The sequence below is a fragment of the Cellvibrio sp. BR genome (assembly GCF_000263355.1).
Lineage (GTDB): Bacteria > Pseudomonadota > Gammaproteobacteria > Pseudomonadales > Cellvibrionaceae > Cellvibrio.
Genome location: NZ_JH668202.1, coordinates 485,589 through 503,628 on the forward strand (window position 1 = coordinate 485,589; position 18,040 = coordinate 503,628).

20 protein-coding genes are annotated in these 18,040 nt (G+C 49.5%); 7 read left to right on the forward strand and 13 right to left on the reverse strand.

Annotated elements, in window-relative coordinates; translation table 11 throughout:
• Positions 1-36: 36 nt before the first annotated feature.
• The 8 genes from O59_RS12405 to O59_RS12440 form a co-directional block, all read right to left on the reverse strand.
• A complete protein-coding gene (locus O59_RS12405) occupies positions 37-1,008 on the reverse strand; it encodes a PstS family phosphate ABC transporter substrate-binding protein (RefSeq protein WP_040392338.1) in 972 nt (323 codons plus the stop codon).
• 232 nt (positions 1,009-1,240) lie between these two features.
• Positions 1,241-1,672 (reverse strand): ClpXP protease specificity-enhancing factor, encoded by a 432-nt coding sequence (locus O59_RS12410; RefSeq protein WP_007643187.1) that lies wholly within the window; start codon positions 1,670-1,672, stop codon positions 1,241-1,243.
• Between the two features lie 113 nt (positions 1,673-1,785).
• Positions 1,786-4,020: a ubiquinol-cytochrome c reductase gene (locus O59_RS12415; protein ID WP_007643189.1), complete on the reverse strand. Its 2,235-nt coding sequence runs from the start codon at positions 4,018-4,020 to the stop codon at positions 1,786-1,788.
• Between the two features lies 1 nt (position 4,021).
• Positions 4,022-4,621: a ubiquinol-cytochrome c reductase iron-sulfur subunit gene (petA, locus tag O59_RS12420; RefSeq protein WP_007643191.1), complete on the reverse strand. Its 600-nt coding sequence runs from the start codon at positions 4,619-4,621 to the stop codon at positions 4,022-4,024.
• 285 nt (positions 4,622-4,906) lie between these two features.
• Positions 4,907-5,296 (reverse strand): 30S ribosomal protein S9, encoded by a 390-nt coding sequence (gene rpsI / locus O59_RS12425; protein WP_007643195.1) that lies wholly within the window; start codon positions 5,294-5,296, stop codon positions 4,907-4,909.
• A gap of 11 nt (positions 5,297-5,307) precedes the next feature.
• Complete coding sequence (gene rplM, locus O59_RS12430) at positions 5,308-5,736, reverse strand: 50S ribosomal protein L13 (RefSeq protein ID WP_007643196.1); 429 nt, start codon at positions 5,734-5,736, stop codon at positions 5,308-5,310.
• 113 nt (positions 5,737-5,849) lie between these two features.
• Entirely contained in the window at positions 5,850-6,965 is a 1,116-nt protein-coding gene (gene zapE / locus O59_RS12435) for a cell division protein ZapE (RefSeq protein WP_304412005.1), read from the reverse strand.
• 29 nt (positions 6,966-6,994) lie between these two features.
• Positions 6,995-7,663, reverse strand: coding sequence for an alpha/beta hydrolase (locus tag O59_RS12440; protein WP_007643200.1), 669 nt, complete (start codon positions 7,661-7,663; stop codon positions 6,995-6,997).
• Between the two features lie 143 nt (positions 7,664-7,806).
• On the opposite strand from O59_RS12440, the gene O59_RS12445 reads away from it, so the two are divergent.
• Together O59_RS12445 and O59_RS12450 are read left to right on the forward strand one after the other, a co-directional pair.
• Positions 7,807-8,313, forward strand: a complete 507-nt coding sequence (locus O59_RS12445) for a YhcB family protein (RefSeq protein ID WP_007643206.1) — start codon at positions 7,807-7,809, stop codon at positions 8,311-8,313.
• A gap of 139 nt (positions 8,314-8,452) precedes the next feature.
• A complete protein-coding gene (locus tag O59_RS12450) occupies positions 8,453-9,574 on the forward strand; it encodes a trypsin-like peptidase domain-containing protein (protein WP_007643207.1) in 1,122 nt (373 codons plus the stop codon).
• A gap of 58 nt (positions 9,575-9,632) precedes the next feature.
• Here the strand turns inward: O59_RS12450 and hisD are convergent, their stop codons facing one another.
• The 5 genes from hisD to O59_RS12475 form a co-directional block, all read right to left on the reverse strand.
• The gene (gene hisD, locus O59_RS12455; protein WP_040392340.1) at positions 9,633-10,940 is read right to left on the reverse strand and encodes a histidinol dehydrogenase; all 1,308 of its coding nucleotides are present in this window, start codon (positions 10,938-10,940) and stop codon (positions 9,633-9,635) included.
• Positions 10,941-11,053: 113 nt separating this feature from the next.
• Complete coding sequence (gene hisG / locus O59_RS12460; RefSeq protein ID WP_040392342.1) at positions 11,054-11,689, reverse strand: ATP phosphoribosyltransferase; 636 nt, start codon at positions 11,687-11,689, stop codon at positions 11,054-11,056.
• A gap of 13 nt (positions 11,690-11,702) precedes the next feature.
• Positions 11,703-12,968, reverse strand: coding sequence for a UDP-N-acetylglucosamine 1-carboxyvinyltransferase (gene murA, locus O59_RS12465; protein WP_007643210.1), 1,266 nt, complete (start codon positions 12,966-12,968; stop codon positions 11,703-11,705).
• Between the two features lie 103 nt (positions 12,969-13,071).
• A complete protein-coding gene (locus O59_RS12470) occupies positions 13,072-13,317 on the reverse strand; it encodes a BolA family protein (protein WP_007643211.1) in 246 nt (81 codons plus the stop codon).
• A 207-nt stretch (positions 13,318-13,524) separates the two neighbouring features.
• Positions 13,525-14,184: a phospholipid-binding protein MlaC gene (locus tag O59_RS12475; RefSeq protein ID WP_007643212.1), complete on the reverse strand. Its 660-nt coding sequence runs from the start codon at positions 14,182-14,184 to the stop codon at positions 13,525-13,527.
• Positions 14,185-14,457: 273 nt separating this feature from the next.
• Between O59_RS12475 and O59_RS12480 the strand changes: the two genes are divergently transcribed.
• From O59_RS12480 to lptB, 5 genes are read left to right on the forward strand one after another with little or no spacing between them, the layout of a single operon-like run.
• On the forward strand, positions 14,458-15,429 hold the full coding sequence (locus O59_RS12480) for a KpsF/GutQ family sugar-phosphate isomerase (RefSeq protein WP_007643215.1): 972 nt from the start codon (positions 14,458-14,460) through the stop codon (positions 15,427-15,429).
• A 31-nt stretch (positions 15,430-15,460) separates the two neighbouring features.
• Positions 15,461-16,000 carry an HAD family hydrolase gene (locus O59_RS12485; RefSeq protein WP_007643216.1) on the forward strand — a complete coding sequence of 180 codons (540 nt, stop codon included), beginning with the start codon at positions 15,461-15,463 and terminating at the stop codon, positions 15,998-16,000.
• Positions 16,001-16,003: 3 nt separating this feature from the next.
• Complete coding sequence (lptC, locus tag O59_RS12490; RefSeq protein ID WP_007643217.1) at positions 16,004-16,615, forward strand: LPS export ABC transporter periplasmic protein LptC; 612 nt, start codon at positions 16,004-16,006, stop codon at positions 16,613-16,615.
• The gene (lptA, locus tag O59_RS12495; RefSeq protein WP_007643218.1) at positions 16,602-17,159 is read left to right on the forward strand and encodes a lipopolysaccharide transport periplasmic protein LptA; all 558 of its coding nucleotides are present in this window, start codon (positions 16,602-16,604) and stop codon (positions 17,157-17,159) included. Before lptC ends, lptA begins: the two co-directional genes overlap by 14 nt.
• Before the next feature lie 5 nt (positions 17,160-17,164).
• Positions 17,165-17,890 carry an LPS export ABC transporter ATP-binding protein gene (gene lptB / locus O59_RS12500; RefSeq protein WP_007643219.1) on the forward strand — a complete coding sequence of 242 codons (726 nt, stop codon included), beginning with the start codon at positions 17,165-17,167 and terminating at the stop codon, positions 17,888-17,890.
• The last annotated feature ends 150 nt before the right edge of the window (positions 17,891-18,040 follow it).

Genomic DNA, 18,040 nt, shown 5'->3' on the forward strand with positions numbered 1-18,040 from the left:
TTATGGGTAACACAAGAAAATCCAGGCGCGCGCTGATTACTTCTGCAATTCAGCCAGTGCTTTGTTGGCCATTGACGCAGGCAGTGGGATATAACCATCGCGCACTACGGTTTCCTGGCCTTGCTTGGAAAGAATCAACTTCACAAACTCTAACTGAATCGCATCCAGCGGGCGGTTCGGATGCTTGTTGATATACATGAACAACACACGTGACAGCGGATAGGTTCCATCCAGCGCGTGAGTTGCATCGGCAGTAACGTAAGGCTGCCCATCTTTCTTGGACAGAGGCACGGCGCGCACACCTGAAGTGATGTAGCCAATACCTGAGTAACCAATACCGTTGATCGATTCAGACACACCCTGGACTACAGATGCAGAACCTGGTTGCTCGAGAATGTTGGATTTGAAATCACCTTTACACAGGGCTTCATCTTTGAAGTAACCATAAGTACCAGAAACGGCATTGCGGCTGTACATGGTGAAATCACGATTTGCCCATGCACCGGTCAAGCCCACATCACCCCAACGAGTCAGGTCTTTGGCACCACCACATTTGCGGGTTGCCGAGAAAATGGCATCCACTTGAGGAATACTTAAACCTTCGATCGGGTTGTCTTTGTTTACGTAAACTGCAAGTACGTCAATCGCTACCGGTACAGCGGTGGGTTTGTAGCCATGCTTGGCTTCAAACGCCTGGATTTCCTCGGTTTTCATCGCGCGGCTCATAGGCCCGAAGTTAGCAGTACCTTCGGTTAAGGCCGGTGGTGCAGTTGAAGAACCAGCACCTTGAATCTGGATATTGACGTTGGGATACCACTTTTTGAAATCTTCAGCCCAAAGGGTCATCAGGTTGTTGAGTGTGTCAGAACCGATTGAGTTGACGTTACCTGATACGCCAGTGGTCGCCTTGTACTCTGGCAGCGCTGGATCAATTGCAGCCTGCAATGCAGTAGCACAAACCATAGAGCCGGCAAGAACCAACCCCTTCATAATTTTCATAGCGTTCATAGAGCGCTCCATCTGTGATTACATGAGTAATAAATAGTGTGTCTACCTGTGAAGAGTTGTCCCTTCAGTGAGACTTACTTTACCCAGCAAATATGACAGTTATGTGACCGGAGGAAATTTTTGTCACAAATGTGTCGCACAAATGTCATACAGCCAAACCAGGGTTATACCGCCACCCCAAACAAAAACACCAGCCGAAGCTGGTGTTTGTGAACATCAAAAACGAGACGATTTATTTAACCACGCGCAAGCCCGGTCGTTTGGCGGGAGGAGTGTCACCTGAGGGTACAGACCCGCCTCCCGTCGACACAGGAGTCGGCCCACTGGGTGGCGGCGGTGCAGGATTAACTTCCGGCTCGAACATCATACCCTGCCCATTTTCACGAGCGTAAATTCCTAAAATTGCACCACAGGGAATATAGAGATTATTGACCACCCCACTAAAGCGCGCATTAAACGATACGGCAGTATTATCCATAAAAAAATCTTTAATCGCCGAAGGGGAGATATTCAGAATAATTTGTCCCTCCTTGTTAACGTGTTGCTGCGGTACTTGGGTACCGGTCACATGGGCATCAACCAAAATATGTGGCGTGCAGTTGTTATCTAAAATCCATTCATAGACGGCACGTAAAAAATAAGGGCGACTGGACGTCATGGACATAAGTGTTTCCTTGGTCTGATCAGGGCTAAACAAATTGCAATTTACCTTGTTTTGCCAAGAGCTCAAACAAAAAGGGCGACCTAAGTCGCCCTTTCCGCTGTTATTTACTGCGATCAGTGAATCTCTCTCCAGAACTCGCGGTTCAGGAAGTAAACAAAGATAAACAGAATAATCAGAAAACCTAATACGTAATAACCAATCGCTTCGCGCTTAACTGCCGCAGGCTCAGCTACATACTCGAGGAAATTCACCAGATCATACATCGCTTGATCAAACTCGGCAGTAGTCATAGTGCCCTTTACCTTGCCCTCGACCAATGCACCGCAATGCTCATCCATTTCCACTTCACCCAAGTCGTTACGCGCCGCGCCACCATGGTGATTCAGTTTAGGACCGGCACCGCATTCCAGCAGCCCTTGCGGACCAATGAGCACGTGCGGCATACCAACATTAGGAAATACCCGGTTGTTGACACCCCAAGGACGGGTATCATCCTTGTAGAAGTTGCGCAGGTAAGTGTACAACCACTCTGGCGAACGCGAGCGCGCTACCAGGGTCAAATCCGGCGGTGCAACACCAAACCAGACTTTGGATTGCTGTGGTTTCATCGCAATTTCCATCAGCTGACCGATACGCTGACCACTAAAAATCAGATTTTCTTCCATCAAGTTATGCGGAATATCCAAGTCATCCGCAACACGCTCGTAGCGTGAAAACTTGGCAGAATGGCAGCCCATGCAGTAGTTGATGAAGTATTTGGCACCACTTTGCAAGGATTCTTTGTTATGCAAATCCGGCTCCATCTTGTCGCAAGGTATGGCACCGCAGGCAAATGCCCCACCTGCTGCGACCGCTTTGATGGGCACAATCATCAGAATCAGGAACAGCGCAAAACCACCAAGCACAACAATCGCAGGCAAACCTTTCGCTTGGGTACGGGTCGGTTCAACCAAGTCTTTATCGCGTGCTGCCAGTAACGGCAATACTGCAAAAATTGCTGCTAATGCGAAGCAGAGAACCAACAATAATGCAGGCACATCCCCACCGATGTAATCAACCCCCATCCAGGCGAAGATGACGGCAAAAACACCGCACACAATCCATGACGCCATGGACTTGGCTTTTTCCGGGCTAGTAGTAGTCCAAACTGGCATAGTCAGGAAGTAAGCGAAATAGAAGGTAGTAGCGATTTGCGACAACAAGGTTCTGCCGTCGGTAGGTGCCTTAACCCCCAGATAACCCAAGATCACGAACATAGCTGCGAAAGCAATTAGCATCACACGCGGAATATGACCGCGGTAGCGCATGGATTTAACCTTACTGCGATCAAACCAGGGCAATACAAACAAAAGTGCAATCGCTGCGCCCATCGCCACAAAACCAAGCAGTTTTGCAGTCAATACCATTGGCCCAAGTTCGATTTGCAAAGTCACTGCACGCAACACCGCATAGAAAGGTGTGAAGTACCAGACAGGTGCGATGTGCGTCGGTGTTTTCAGGTTATTCGCTTCTTCAAAGTTGGCGTACTCCAGGAAGAAGCCACCCATTTCCGGCATGAAGAACATGATGAAACAGAAAGCAAACAAGAAAACAGTGATACCAACCAAATCATGCACTGTGTAGAAAGGATGGAAAGGGACGCCGTCGCGCGGGATGCCGTTTTCATCTTTGTTCTTTTTAATTTCAACACCATCGGGGTTATTTGAACCCACCTCGTGCAGCGCCAGGATATGCATCACTACCAGTGCCAGCAATACAATCGGCAACGCCACAACGTGCAACGCGAAGAAACGGTTCAGGGTAATACCAGAAATAAGGTAGTCGCCGCGGATCCACTCCACCAATCCTTCACCGACGACAGGAATTGCACCAAACAAGGATACGATTACCTGTGCACCCCAGTATGACATTTGACCCCAGGGTAATACGTAACCCATAAAGGCCTCTGCCATCAGCACCAGATAAATAGTCATACCAAAAATCCACACTAATTCACGTGGTGCTTTGTATGAACCGTACATCATGCCGCGGAACATATGCAGATAAACAACAACAAAGAATGCCGAGGCACCGGTAGAGTGCATGTAGCGAAGAATCCAACCGTAATCCACGTCGCGCATAATGTATTCAACAGAAGCAAATGCACCTTCTGCAGATGGGTTGTAGCTCATAGTCAACCAGATGCCGGTCACCAATTGGTTAACCAATACCAGCAGTGACAGAACACCAAAGAAATACCAGAAGTTGAAATTCTTAGGCGCATAGTACTTACCCATGTGGGTATCCCACGCGCGCTGTACCGGCAGACGCTTATCAACCCACTGCCACAAACCTGTTAACCAATTCATATCAAGCCTCCTGATCTTCGCCAATCACAACTACTGAGTCGCTCTCATAACGGTGAGGAGGAACTTCCAGGTTGAGAGGAGCGGGCACACCGGAATAAACACGACCAGCAAGGTCATATTTGGAACCATGACAAGGGCAAAAGAAACCACCCTGCCACTTATCGCCACCTAGATCAGCAGCTCCCACATCCGGGCGGAACATAGGTGCACAACCAAGGTGAGTACAAATGCCCAACAAGATAGCGAATTCTTTGTTAATCGCTCGCTCAGGGTTTTGTGCATAACTTGGTTGCATGGTTTCTTTGGATTCTGGATCCAGCAGTACACCCTGCTCTTCCACTGTTTTCAGGCTATCTAATGCAGCCTGGGTGCGGCGCACAATAAATACCGGTTTGCCACGCCACTCTACAGTGACCATCGCGCCCGGCTCTATTTTGCTAATGTTGTATTTAACCGGTGCACCAGCAGCTTTTGCTTTGGCACTGGGACTCCAGGAGCCCACGAATGGAATTGCTGCACCCACCACGCCGACCGCACCCACTGCACAAGTGGCACCGATCAACACGCGACGGCGTGTTTTATTTACTGCGTCATTACTCATGACGAATTCTCCCCTAACAGCTTTAACGGCTAGCAAATCGCCTCACATCGCCCCACAACCTGATACTAAGGCTTATACGAAGTCTGGCGACAAAGGATTATTGGGTGACTCAAGAAAAGGCGGGCAATCTTAATGAATTAACACGCGGCTTACAAGAATAACCACACTTATATAGTGGGTTATAGGGGTGCAATTTTAGACATAAAAAAACGCCCAAGCCAGCAAAGACTTGGGCGTTTTTGATGATCATCAACCAGCAGCACAAAAAGCTGCTGGAGAAAACCATTAACGCTTGGAGAATTGTGGCTTCTTACGCGCTTTACGCAGACCCACTTTCTTACGTTCAACTTCGCGTGAGTCGCGAGTTACGTAGCCAGCTTTACGCAACTCACCGCGCAGGCTCTCGTCATACTCCATCAGAGCACGAGTCAGACCATGGCGAATAGCGCCCGCTTGACCAAAGCTACCACCGCCAACTACGGTGACATTTACATCAAACTTTTCAACCAAACCAACCAACTCCAGCGGCTGACGCACTACCATGCGTGCTACTGGACGACCGAAATATTCATCCAAAGGACGATCATTTACAGTGATGGTACCTGAACCAGCGGTGATGAACACGCGCGCGGTAGAGGTTTTGCGACGGCCGGTGCCGTAAAATTGTGCAGACATGTCAGCTCCCCTTAGATGTTCAGTTCTTTAGGTTGCTGAGCAGCATGTGGATGCTCATTACCTGCATAAACTTTCAGTTTTTTGAACATAGCACGACCCAGTGGACCCTTCGGCAACATACCTTTAACGGCAGTTTGAATGGTGCGCTCTGGCGCTTTCTCAATCAACTTTTGGAAGCTGATAGATTTAATACCACCCACAAAACCAGTGTGCGAGTAGTAAATCTTGTCAGTTGCTTTACGGCCAGTCACGCGCACTTGAGCAGCGTTGATTACAACGATGTAATCGCCGGTATCAACGTGTGGAGTGAATTCTGGCTTATGCTTGCCACGCAAACGCGAGGCGATTTCCGCAGATAAACGGCCGAGTGTTTTTCCCGCCGCATCCACGATGAACCAGTCTTGAGAGACAGATTCTGCTTTGGCAATATAGGTCTTCATGTTATTCCTGCCTAATCGGATGTGGATACTAAATAGATGTACATAAAAATCCCCTAAAACAGGGAGGCGGCATACTACACAGCCAATGCTTGTATTTCAACCGATATTTATGCTTATTCTGGCCGATGCGGACGAGCCAAGTAGTCATGACTCTGCATTTCCAACAGGCGACTAACCGTGCGCTGGAATTCAAAATCCAGCTTTCCAGTAGAATAAAGGCTAGCCAAAGGCTGTTCGGCCGAAATCACCAACTTCACCTGACGGTCATAAAATTCGTCCACCAAATTCACAAACCGACGCGCCTGATCGTCATTGGCACGCCCAAGACCCGGCACATTACTAAGGATAACTGTGTGCAACTCACGCGCCAGCTCGATGTAATCATTTTGCGAGCGAGGCCCATCGCACAGCTCGACAAAATCAAACCAGGCAATACCTTCGCCGAGATGACGCGCGCGGATCATGCGCCCTTCAATCTCCAACTCTACATCATCCTGCAACACTGCACTGGCAGGTAACAAGCTCTTGAAACTACACATCAGGCTTTTATCGGCAGCAGCATCAAGTGGCGAGTGATACAACTCCGCCTGTTCCAGAGCGCGCAACCGATAATCCACACCCCCATCAACATTCACTACCAAGGTGTGCTGATTTAACAAGGCAATAGCAGGCAGAAAACGCGCACGCTGCAAACCGTCTTTATATAAGCCATCCGGAACTATATTGGAGGTCGCAACCAACGTTACGCCGCGCGCGAACAGCTCCTCCATCAAAGTGCCAAGAATCATTGCATCGGTAATATCCGAGACAAAAAATTCATCAAAACAGATAACGCGCGCCTCGCTCGCAATAATATCGGCGACTTTTTTAAGCGGGTTCTTTTGCCCATCCAACTTTTTAAGCTCCGCATGTACCCGTCGCATGAAGCGATGAAAGTGCGCGCGTAATTTTTGTTCAAAAGGCAAGCTCTCAAAAAAATTATCCATTAAATAGGTTTTACCGCGCCCTACCCCACCCCAAAAGTACAGACCACGCACCAGCTTGCGTGAATCACCACCCTTGAGCCGTTTTAGAAAACTGCCCAGCGCCGATTGCTGCTGCTCTTCACGCCAAATTACCAGCAACTCCTCATAGAGATGCTGTAGATGCTGAACAGCCAGCTCCTGTGAAGGGTCATGGCGAAAATCCGGCCGAGTCAAATCGCGCTGGTAGCGCGCCATAGGTGACAGGGAAACTGAAGAATCCATCATGGCGATTGTCATACTATGCTTACCCATTGCCGCTCAATCACCATACTCAAATCCACCTTGAGTGCTGTTAAATATCCATGGAAAAAATGCCCAGCCTGCGGGTAGCGAACCAGCTCAACCATACCCTGCAATGCACCAACCCATTGATAGACACCCTCAGCAATAACACGCTCATCTACATCACCCTGCACAACACAAACTGGACAGCCGAAGCGCCCATCACGCGCGTAGGGATACCGTTCCACCGGCGGGGCAATCAAGGTTAGGTGCTGCAATTTTGGGACTTGATAACTAATCTGCGCCGCAACAGAAGAACCAAATGAAAATCCAGCCAGAAGTAAGGGTGCACTGGGGAACTGCTGATTTACCCACGCAACAACCGCCAACAGATCCTCTTGCTCACCGATCGCATTATCAAAATCGCCTTCGCTTTTCCCCACACCGCGAAAGTTGAAGCGCACCGCATGAACCCCTAAATCGCGGTAGACACGCATGAGTGTTGTTACCACTTTATTATCCATAGTGCCGCCATGCAGTGGGTGTGGATGGCATATGATCGCCACTGCTTGGCGCGCCGCAAATACACCCCCGTCATCAGCAGCGTGGATCATCACCTCCAGATGACCACAAGGTCCGGGAATCAAAAGCGCCTGCTCTTTGGCAAAAGGAAAAGTCATGCAATACCTCTAAATTCAGTGCGAGTTCGCACATGGGCAATAATTTTTGCCCATTTTAATGAGAAAATGGACTTATAATAGATTTATTGGTGCTTCTGACAGCATATTGTCAGAGCGACGCCCTTGTTCAGTAGGAGATAGCTGTGTATTCACTTAGTACCCTTATCATCAGTGGTTTGGTTTGCCTGCTCGCCGGTGGTGGCCTTACCGCCCTAATTATGTATACGTTTCGCGCCCAGTTATTGGGGCACAATCTTGAGCAGCGCCTACATCACGCTGAAACCACACTACAAGCTTATCAACGCGACGTTGCCGAACACTTTGCACAAACATCGCAATTGGTAAACAACCTGACTCAATCCTATCGTGAAGTGCACGAACACCTTGCTAGCGGTGCGCTAAAGTTGGCAACACCCGCCATCAGCCGCCAGATACTGGATTCCGCCAATAGTGGGTTGGGCGGCAATACTAAATCCTACATCAGTGGGCAGCATATCGAACCGCCCCGGGACTGGGCCCCCAAAGCACCAGGCACCAAAGGCACACTCAGCGAAGACTACGATTTGCGCGATGACCCAGTAGATAGTTCTCGCTTGCCCACAGAGTCCGCAGATGATTACGACTTTGACGGCAAAGCGAATCGATACTAAAAATTAATATCTGCATCTAACGGATTATTTAATGCATAGCTCCCCATTGAGTTCACACACAGGATGTCGAACAAAAGTAAAACCCCGCATCTAGCGGGGTTTTTGTTGGCCTGACAAATACCGCTCGACGGAGACACCCTTGATTCTATTAAAGCGCTTGCTGCAGTTTATAAGCTGGCCGATTACCGCAGGCGTTATTATTGCGTTACTTGCTCTTCTCTTATTTCCTCAACTACGTGGCAACAACGCACCAAAACCTGATGAACAAAAACACACTCTAGGCGCAGTTTCCTATGCAGATGCAGTCAGTCGCGCCGCCCCGGCTGTAGTGAATGTTTATACCGAAAAGCGTGTTGTACAACGCTATCAAAATCTTTATAACAACCCGCTTTACCGCCAACTTTACGACAAATCCAATACCCCACAGCAAGAACGTATGCAAAACACCTTGGGGTCAGGCGTAATTGTCGATGCACAGGGTCACATACTCACCAACAAACACGTGGTTAATGGTGCCGATAAAATTTTTGTATTGCTTTACGATGGGCGCGGCGCCTCTGCAGAACTAATTGGCACAGACCCACAAAATGACTTGGCCGTATTAAAAATAACCACAGAAAACCTAACCCCTATCACCATTGGTGATTCCAACAGTACCCGCGTGGGCGATGTCGTACTCGCGATTGGCAATCCGTTCGGTGTTGGACAAAGTGTTAGTCAAGGTATAGTCAGCGCTACTGGCCGCTGGAATCTTGGCATCAACAGTGCTGAAAACTTCATTCAAACAGATGCAGCAATTAATCCAGGTAACTCCGGCGGCGCACTGATTGATGCTTACGGCAACTTAGTAGGTATAAACACGGCGATGTTGGATGAAACTGGCGCCTCCGTTGGAATAAGCTTTGCGGTTCCTGCCGAGAAAGCAATGAATTCACTGCGCCAAATTGTCGAGTATGGTGAGGTGCGTCGCGGCTGGCTGGGGTTAGCAATCAACTCATTAACCAACGACCAGATCAAAGAAATGGGCGTAAATGGTTTGGTTGTGACAGAAATCGAAAGCAAAAGCCCCGCTGAAGAGGCAGGTTTTCAAAAAGGCGACATCATTACACATATTGATGGAGTAGCTTTGATAGATGCGCCGTCTCTCATCAATTCAATCCGCAATATTCAACCTAATGCTGAAATTACCTTCAGGGTAGTTCGCAATGGCGAATCACAAGAGTTAAAGGCGATTGCAGGATTTCCGCCCACCAAAACCTGACAAAAATAAAAATGGGCACTTAAGTGCCCATTTTTATTTCATCGCTATCAACAAATAATTAATCGACAATCCGGTATTCCGCCGAGCGCGCATGCGCTTCCAGATATTCACTGCGCGCCAGTACTGATGCTGTCTTCGATAACACTGATGCACCCGCTGCCGAACACATAATAATTGAGCTGCGCTTTTGGAAATCGTACACCCCCAGCGGTGATGAAAAACGCGCAGTACCCGACGTGGGCAATACGTGATTGGGGCCAGCGCAATAATCACCGAGTGCTTCCGGAGTAAAACGCCCCATAAAAATGGCACCGGCGTGACGCACCTGCGGCAACAACGATTCTGGATCAGCAACCGACAACTCCAAATGTTCCGGTGCAATACGATTACTCACCGCAATGGCTTGCTCCATATCGGCAACTTTAATTAATGCGCCGCGATTTTTTAATGACACACTCGCAATCGTTTCGCGCGCCAGCGTTGGCAATAAACGTTTGAGCGACGCCTCCACTTTATTTAAATAATCGGCATCCGGGCACAGCAAAATTGATTGCGCCTGCTCGTCGTGCTCCGCCTGACTAAATAAATCCATCGCGATCCAATCCGGATCGGTCAGGCCGTCGCACACTACTAAAATTTCTGAAGGGCCGGCGATCATATCAATCGCCACCTGACCAAATACTGCTCGCTTGGCGGTAGCTACATAAATATTTCCGGGGCCGACAATTTTATCGACCTTGGCAATGGTTTCTGTGCCATAAGCCAGTGCCGCAACCGCTTGCGCACCGCCAATAGTAATGACGCGATCCACACCGGCGATTGCTGCCGCTGCCAATACCATCGGGCTGATCTCGCCATCGGGCGCAGGTACAACCATGGTTAATTCATCAACGCCAGCAACTTTCGCTGGAATAGCATTCATCAATACCGATGAGGGATAAGACGCTTTGCCGCCGGGCACATATAAGCCCACACGCTCCATCGCTGAAATTTGTTGGCCGAGCACAGTGCCGTCGGCTTCAGTGTAGCGCCAGGAACTTTGCAACTGATGCTGGTGATAGTTGCGAATACGCTCAGCCGCAATTTCCAATGCGACGCGCTGCTCGGCACTGACTTTAGTCAGCGCATGCTGCAACTGCGCGGGAGTAACCACAAAATCGTTAATGCTCTGCGCCGAGCGGCGATCAAACTTATTAGTGAATTCCACTACCGCTGCATCACCACGGGTTTTTACCTGCTGCAAAATATCATCGACCACTGCTGCAACACGGGTATCGCTTACCGATTCCCACGCGAGCAGCTGATCCAAACGCTGATTAAAATCGCTTTGGCTTGCATCCAAACGGGTGATGATAGATTCAGACATGGAATTCTCTTTTAAAAAAACCAATAACAATGTGAACTAAAAAATAATAGGTTGATCATGCAGCCTATCCATTACAAATACCCATTGGCATTTGCAATGGACGGTATAGAAAACTAATCGACCGCTACGGCGGTAGCGATATGATCGATAATGGTTTGGATTTGTACGTGTTTCATTTTCATCGAGGCTTTATTCACGATCAAACGGGAACTGATGTCTGCAATAAAATCGCGCGGTTCCAAACCATTGGCGCGCAGAGTATTTCCGGTATCCACAATATCCACAATCTCATCAGCCAGATTCATAATCGGCGCCAATTCCATCGCACCGTAAAGCTTGATGATATCCGTCTGGCGACCTTGTGATGCGTAATATTGTTTGGCGATATTGACGTACTTGGTGGCAACACGGATCCGGCCCGCAGGCAGTGATTCGCCCTTCACCCCGGCAGTCATCAATTTGCAGCGTGCGATATTTAAATCAAGCGGTTCATACAGGCCTTCAGCGCCGTTTTCCATCAAGGTATCTTTACCCGAGATACCCATATCCGCCGCGCCAAATTGCACATAGGTGGGCACATCGGCGCCGCGCAACAACAGCAACCGCACATTGGCCTGAGTGGTGTCGAACACCAGTTTGCGGCTTTTTTCCATATCTTCGAGCGGCTCAATACCGGCAGCGGCCAGCAGGGGCAAAGTCTCTTCCAGAATGCGCCCTTTAGTGAGCGCAATAGTCAGGGTTTGGCTCATGGCATCCACCTTCTTACGAACCTTTAACACGGCGCACACTGGCGCCAATGTTTTGGAATTTTTGTTCAATCGCCTCGTAACCGCGATCGATATGGTAGATGCGGTCAATCAATGTTTCGCCGTCAGCAACCAGACCGGCAATCACCAAACTCGCCGAGGCGCGCAGGTCCGACGCCATTACCGGCGCCGCTTTCAAACGCTCCACACCGGTCACAATGGCGGTGTTGTGCTCCAGCTCGATATGCGCGCCCATACGGTTCAATTCGGCCACCTGCACCAAACGGTTTTCAAAAATTGTTTCAGTGATATGGCTGACCCCTTCAGCCACCGCATTCATCGCCATAAATTGCGATTGCATATCGGTGGGAAACGCCGGGTAAGGGGCGGTTTTCAAACTGACGGCTTTGGGGCGCTTGCCGTGCATATCCAGTGTGATCCAATCCTCGCCCACGGCGATATCGGCCCCCGCTTCCTGTAATTTTAAAATCACCGCTTCGAGAATATCGGCGCGGGTATGGGTCAATTTGATGTTGCCGCGTGTTGCTGCAGCAGCCACCAAATAAGTGCCGGTTTCGATGCGGTCAGGCATGACACTGTATTCACAGCCATTCAATTTTTCGACGCCGTAAACGGTCAAGGTCGATGTACCTATACCTTCAATTTTTGCGCCCATGGCGACCAGCATATTAGCCAGGTCGACAATTTCCGGTTCGCGCGCGGCGTTTTCCAGTACGGTTTTGCCCTCAGCCAACACGGCGGCCATCAGCAAGTTTTCAGTGCCGCCCACGGTGACCATATCCATCAGGAAATGACAGCCCTTCAAACGGCCATTGGAGCGAGCGCGAATATAACCACCGTCAATTTCGATGCTGGCCCCCATAGCCTCCAAGCCGCGCAAATGGATATCCACCGGGCGCGAACCAATTGCGCAGCCGCCAGGGAAGGACACATTAGCCTCGCCGTAGCGTGCAAGCAGCGGCCCGAGCACCAGAATCGAGGCACGCATGGTTTTTACCAGCTCGTAGGAGGCGGTATAGGAGTTGATAGTATTAGGATCGACAATTACCACATGCTCGCCCTGAATCTCGATAGTCAGGCCAAGGGTGCGCAGTAGCTGCACCATGGTGGTCATGTCTTTTAAGTGTGGAACATTGGTGAGGCGCACCTCGCCATCGGCCAATATAGATGCCGCCAAAAGCGGCAAACCGGCATTTTTAGAGCCTGAAATACGAATCTCACCAGAGAGCGGCCCGCCGCCCGAAATCAAAAACTTATCCATTGCCAACCTGAAATTAAAAGAAGATGCACCGAGGAAAAAAGCGGAATAGCCGACTAATAATCGCTATAGCCACCGAAATGAGCGAACAAGACTGCAGCCGGAATTACTGCTGGGCCTGCCACTGCTCGGGGGTAAACGCCTTGATATAGTCCACCGCATGGATACTGCGATCGGCAAACTGGGCGCTGAGTGTAGACAACACCAACTGCTGTTTTTTAACAGGAGTCAGGCCAGCAAAAGCCGGGCTGACAATCACCAAACCTATATGATCGCCCTGCACCTCTACGGATTTCACATCACACTCAGGGATTTGGCTTTCAATCAGGGCTTTAATTTGTTCGGCTTGCATAATATTTTCCGATAATGGCTGGTTCGCACCCGGCAGTCACAGGCAGTGAACAGCCTTGGGCGAACATAATCTAGCGATAAGTAAATAAGGCGCGGAGTTTACCGGAATGTCGCCCATATCGCACTTAAAAATCCGCACCCTGAAATGCAAAACCCCCAGCCGGGGCTGGGGGTTGAGGATAAAAAGATACTGAGGTCAGATCACAAATCACGCATCCACGAGCCAGTTGGCAATCACCTGATCAATATCACCACTATGCTTCTTCAGGCCGGCCTTGAACTGACCGCTAAATGACTGCCCAAGATTTACCCCATTGAGAACCACATTGATGAGCTTCCACTCGCCAGACTTGCCCTGCACCATAGTGTAATCAAGCTTGTGACTAGTGCCTTCAGCCATTACTTCTTGCTTTACTACAACGCGCTTGGCGTTTTTGGGATCGGTCACCACACCCGCGAGTGTAACCTTGCTATCTGCATAGCCGAGAATGCCTTTAGCCAGAGATTTCACCATGCCATCTTTAAACACTTTCAGGAACTGCGTCCGTTGCGCGGGAGTGGCCTTGCTGTAGGTGGACTTGCCCATCACTGAAGCAGCAATGAAAGGGAAGTTAACCACTTCATCAAGTACCTTTTCTACCTGCTTGAAATAGATATCGTCTGCGGTTTTAGCCGCATTTTTTTCCTTAACCAAACCGAAGAGTTCCTGTGCAACCGACTCAACAATAACTTTCGGTTCTTGATTCGCGTCCGCTGCTTGGGCAACTGTATGGACGCCGAATAATAAAAACGTGCTTAGAACAGCACCGGATATTTTGGTAAGCAGATATTTCATGGTAAAACCTTCCATTAAGTCAGATGAATTCATTCAAGTTGGCCCTGAGCCAGACTAAGGTGACCGAAACTCGGACAGCGCTAGTTCCTTATGGTGCCATTCTTTTTAATGACATTGTGGGTGTGGCGATTTATTGAACCAAAGGGGAGGTTAACTTAACCTGAAGGCGCAGCGAGCAGGTTTGCGCGGCGGACTATAGCATTTTGATATGCCGCTCGATAACCGCTAAAGCGGAAAAAACATCGCAGCCCCTCGCCTTGGCGAACATGACCGCTATAATGCCCTCCCGCTTTTTGGAATAGTCACATGGCCAGTTTTGATTATCTTAGCTCTGCACTACGCACTATCCGCCTTGAAGCAGAAGCTGTTAACGCATTAAGTGAGCGCATCGATGCCAACTTCACCCGTGCGTGCGCGTTGATAATGGCCTGTAGCGGCAGAGTTATAGTGACCGGCATGGGTAAATCCGGTCATATTGGCAAAAAAATCGCAGCCACACTGGCAAGCACAGGCACCCCTGCCTTTTTTGTTCATCCCGGCGAGGCAAGTCACGGTGATCTGGGCATGATCACCAAAAGCGACATAGTGCTGGCCATTTCCTATTCCGGCACATCCAGCGAAATTGTTACCCTGTTGCCACTATTAAAACGCGCGGGAATCAAAATTATCAGCATGACCGCCAATGCCCAATCCACATTGGGCGAAGTCGCTGAAGTGAACCTGGACATCAGTGTAGTTCACGAGGCCTGCCCACTCGATTTAGCCCCCACCTCCAGCACCACTGCCACATTGGTAATGGGCGATGCTCTCGCCATTGCACTGCTGGAAGCACGCGGTTTTACCGCGGAAGATTTTGCCTTCTCTCACCCCGGTGGCGCGCTGGGACGCAAACTACTGCTGCGCCTCTCAGATGTCATGCATACCGGCGGTGATATACCGCGCGTCTCCCCTGAAACACCGCTACTTGATGCATTAATGGTGATGTCAGAAAAAGGCTTTGGCATGACAACCGTCATGAATAGCGATAATGAACTACTTGGTATATTTACCGATGGCGATTTACGCCGCAGTATTGATCGCGGTGTAGATGTGCGCAGCGCTAAAACATACGAGTTAATGAACACCACCCCCAAAATTCTGCGCGAGAACATGCTCGCCGCTGAAGCATTAGCGGTAATGGAAGAAGCAAAAATAAACGTACTACTGGTCAGCAACGAACAAAAACAGCTTGTCGGTGTCGTAAAAATCAATGACTTGTTGCGCGCAGGCATCATCTAACCTGCAATTGCAGCACCACCAGGAACAGAGCATGAACTCAGAATTACGCGAGCGCGCCATACAGATCAAACTTTTATTGTTAGATGTGGATGGCGTACTTACCGACGGCCGCCTCTACTTCAGCAATAGCGGCGAAGAATTTAAATCATTCAGCACATTGGACGGACAAGGCATCAAAGCCCTGCAGAAAACCGGCGTTAAAGTAGGGATTATTACTGGACGAACCAGCAACCTGGTTGCCAAACGCGCCAACGATTTGGGAATCGAGATTTTAGTACAAGGCCGCGAAGACAAGTGGAATGCACTACAGGAAATACTCCAGCATCACAGCTTTGCCTTGCATGAAATTGCCTTTATGGGTGATGACTGGCCGGATCTTACCGTTATGACACGGGTCGGCCTTGCCTTCACTGTGGCCAATGCCCATTTCAGTGTTGCCCAACGCGCGCACTGGCAAAGCAGCGAACGCGGTGGTGAAGGTGCGGTGCGCGCAGCTTGTGATCTTATAATGCAAGCACAAAATACCTTTGATACCGCCTTAAATACCTACCTCACTGGAAGCACTCACTAAATTATGGCCCTATTACAGCGCATCCAGCGATTACACCAGCATATTCCGGGCCCCTGGCTAGTCGCCTTTGCCCTGGTGGTGGTGTTCTTTGCCTTTTCCCTCAGGCACAAAGATGACATTCAACCAGACCAATATGAGTCCAGCGGTTTTCCCCAGTACTACATGAAATCTGTGGAGACACGCGAATACAGTCCAGAGGGAACACTTCGCTATCAACTAACGACACCACAAGTAACCCATTATCAAATCAGTGCAGACGGCCCTTCGGAGCGCGATTACACACTCTTTGAACAACCCGCCATGGCTTTTTACGACAAAGACGCTACTGCGCCCTGGCTAGTTAATGCGCGCGAAGGTAAAAGCCAACTCAATGGTGAATTCATCCGGCTGCAGGATGATGTCGTGATTCAACAGCAAACCAACTCCAATGGTGTTGTACGTATCACCACCAGCCTGCTGGACCTATTCCCAAAGACACAATTCGCGCGCACCGACAAAGCTGTTAAGATGCGCAGCGCAAAAGGCCAGATGTCGGCCCAAGGCATGGAAGCAGACTTCGCCAATAGTCAGCTTCAGTTAAAGTCCCAAGTTAAGGCCGCTTATGAACCGCGCTAAATCACTGCTTAAAATACTTCCCCTGCTCGCGGGCTTATGCTGTTCGGTGACAGCTTGGGCGTTACCAAGCGACAAAAATGAAACTATCCGCGGCTCCGCTGACAACCTGACCGTTGATCAAAAAAACGGGGTGGCAACTTACACAGGCTCGGTTGAGATCCGCCAAGGCTCACTCATTATCAATGCCGACTCAATCATCATCCACACCAACAATGAAGGTGGCGTGGAAAAAATGATCGCCACTGGCAGCCCTGCGAAATTCCAGCAACAGCCGGAAGCAGAACAAGGGGTAGTCACCGCATCCGCCAAACAAATTACCTACACCCCCAACAACGAGCATTTACTACTCATTGAAGATGCTTCCGTTGAGCAAAATGGTGCCGTCATGAGTGGCCCACATATCGATTACGATCTGGTCAAAGAAGTGATGAAGGCAGAAGGCAACAACACTGGCGAAGGACAACGAATAGAGATAGTCATTCCCCCTAAATCCGCGAAACCAGAAGACCTACAGGCCCCCTCATCCACAGCCAATAGCAACTGATTCCTATGCCTAGTTTGCACGCGCGACACCTCGCCAAGAGCTACAAAAAACGTAAAGTGGTTATCGATGTCTCTATCACAGTAGAGAGCGGCCATATTGTTGGGCTCCTGGGCCCTAATGGCGCCGGAAAAACCACCTGCTTTTATATGATCGCCGGTTTAGTACCGGCAGATAATGGCAACGTATTAATTGATGATCGCGATATCACCCAACTGCCAATTCATGGACGCGCACGTGCCGGTATTGGTTATTTGCCACAAGAAGCATCCATTTTCCGCAAACTTACCGTCGCCGATAATATTATGGCGATCCTTGAGACTCGCAAAGACCTGAATCGGGAAGCACGCGCAGAGAAACTGGAAGCACTGCTGAACGAATTTCACATCACCCATATTCGTGACAGCCTTGGCATGGCACTCTCAGGTGGTGAGCGGCGCCGGGTAGAAATCGCCCGCGCACTGGCGACGGACCCTAAATTTATCCTGCTCGATGAACCCTTTGCGGGTGTTGACCCGATTTCGGTTAACGACATCAAAGAAATAGTCCGTCACCTCAAAGATCGCGGGATTGGCGTTCTTATTACCGACCATAATGTACGAGAGACCTTGGACATCTGCGAGACTGCCTATATCGTAAGCGAAGGACACATTATTGCCGAAGGTGATGCCGATACAGTGTTGAGTAACAGCAAAGTCCGCGAAGTCTATCTGGGCGAACACTTTCGCCTGTGAGTTCAACAAACGCTTTAACCACCCGACAAACAACTTGACAAGTAATATTATTTGGCTACTAGGCATAAAGCTTGCTTAAGTATGTTGCTTGAAGCGCAAACCCTGACTAAACTCCACCTAACAGATGTTTTCCATCCCGCGTTAAATAAG

Coding starts and splice junctions, on each gene's coding strand:
- O59_RS12405 (WP_040392338.1), bottom strand. CDS start 1,008: ATGAACGCTATGAAAATTATGAAGGGGTTGGTTCTTGCCGGCTCTATG.
- O59_RS12410 (WP_007643187.1), bottom strand. CDS start 1,672: ATGTCCATGACGTCCAGTCGCCCTTATTTTTTACGTGCCGTCTATGAA.
- O59_RS12415 (WP_007643189.1), bottom strand. CDS start 4,020: ATGAATTGGTTAACAGGTTTGTGGCAGTGGGTTGATAAGCGTCTGCCG.
- petA (WP_007643191.1), bottom strand. CDS start 4,621: ATGAGTAATGACGCAGTAAATAAAACACGCCGTCGCGTGTTGATCGGT.
- rpsI (WP_007643195.1), bottom strand. CDS start 5,296: ATGTCTGCACAATTTTACGGCACCGGCCGTCGCAAAACCTCTACCGCG.
- rplM (WP_007643196.1), bottom strand. CDS start 5,736: ATGAAGACCTATATTGCCAAAGCAGAATCTGTCTCTCAAGACTGGTTC.
- O59_RS12440 (WP_007643200.1), bottom strand. CDS start 7,663: ATGACTTTTCCTTTTGCCAAAGAGCAGGCGCTTTTGATTCCCGGACCT.
- hisD (WP_040392340.1), bottom strand. CDS start 10,940: ATGTCTGAATCTATCATCACCCGTTTGGATGCAAGCCAAAGCGATTTT.
- hisG (WP_040392342.1), bottom strand. CDS start 11,689: ATGAGCCAAACCCTGACTATTGCGCTCACTAAAGGGCGCATTCTGGAA.
- murA (WP_007643210.1), bottom strand. CDS start 12,968: ATGGATAAGTTTTTGATTTCGGGCGGCGGGCCGCTCTCTGGTGAGATT.
- O59_RS12470 (WP_007643211.1), bottom strand. CDS start 13,317: ATGCAAGCCGAACAAATTAAAGCCCTGATTGAAAGCCAAATCCCTGAG.
- O59_RS12475 (WP_007643212.1), bottom strand. CDS start 14,184: ATGAATTCATCTGACTTAATGGAAGGTTTTACCATGAAATATCTGCTT.
- O59_RS12480 (WP_007643215.1), top strand. CDS start 14,458: ATGGCCAGTTTTGATTATCTTAGCTCTGCACTACGCACTATCCGCCTT.
- O59_RS12485 (WP_007643216.1), top strand. CDS start 15,461: ATGAACTCAGAATTACGCGAGCGCGCCATACAGATCAAACTTTTATTG.
- lptC (WP_007643217.1), top strand. CDS start 16,004: ATGGCCCTATTACAGCGCATCCAGCGATTACACCAGCATATTCCGGGC.
- lptA (WP_007643218.1), top strand. CDS start 16,602: ATGAACCGCGCTAAATCACTGCTTAAAATACTTCCCCTGCTCGCGGGC.
- lptB (WP_007643219.1), top strand. CDS start 17,165: ATGCCTAGTTTGCACGCGCGACACCTCGCCAAGAGCTACAAAAAACGT.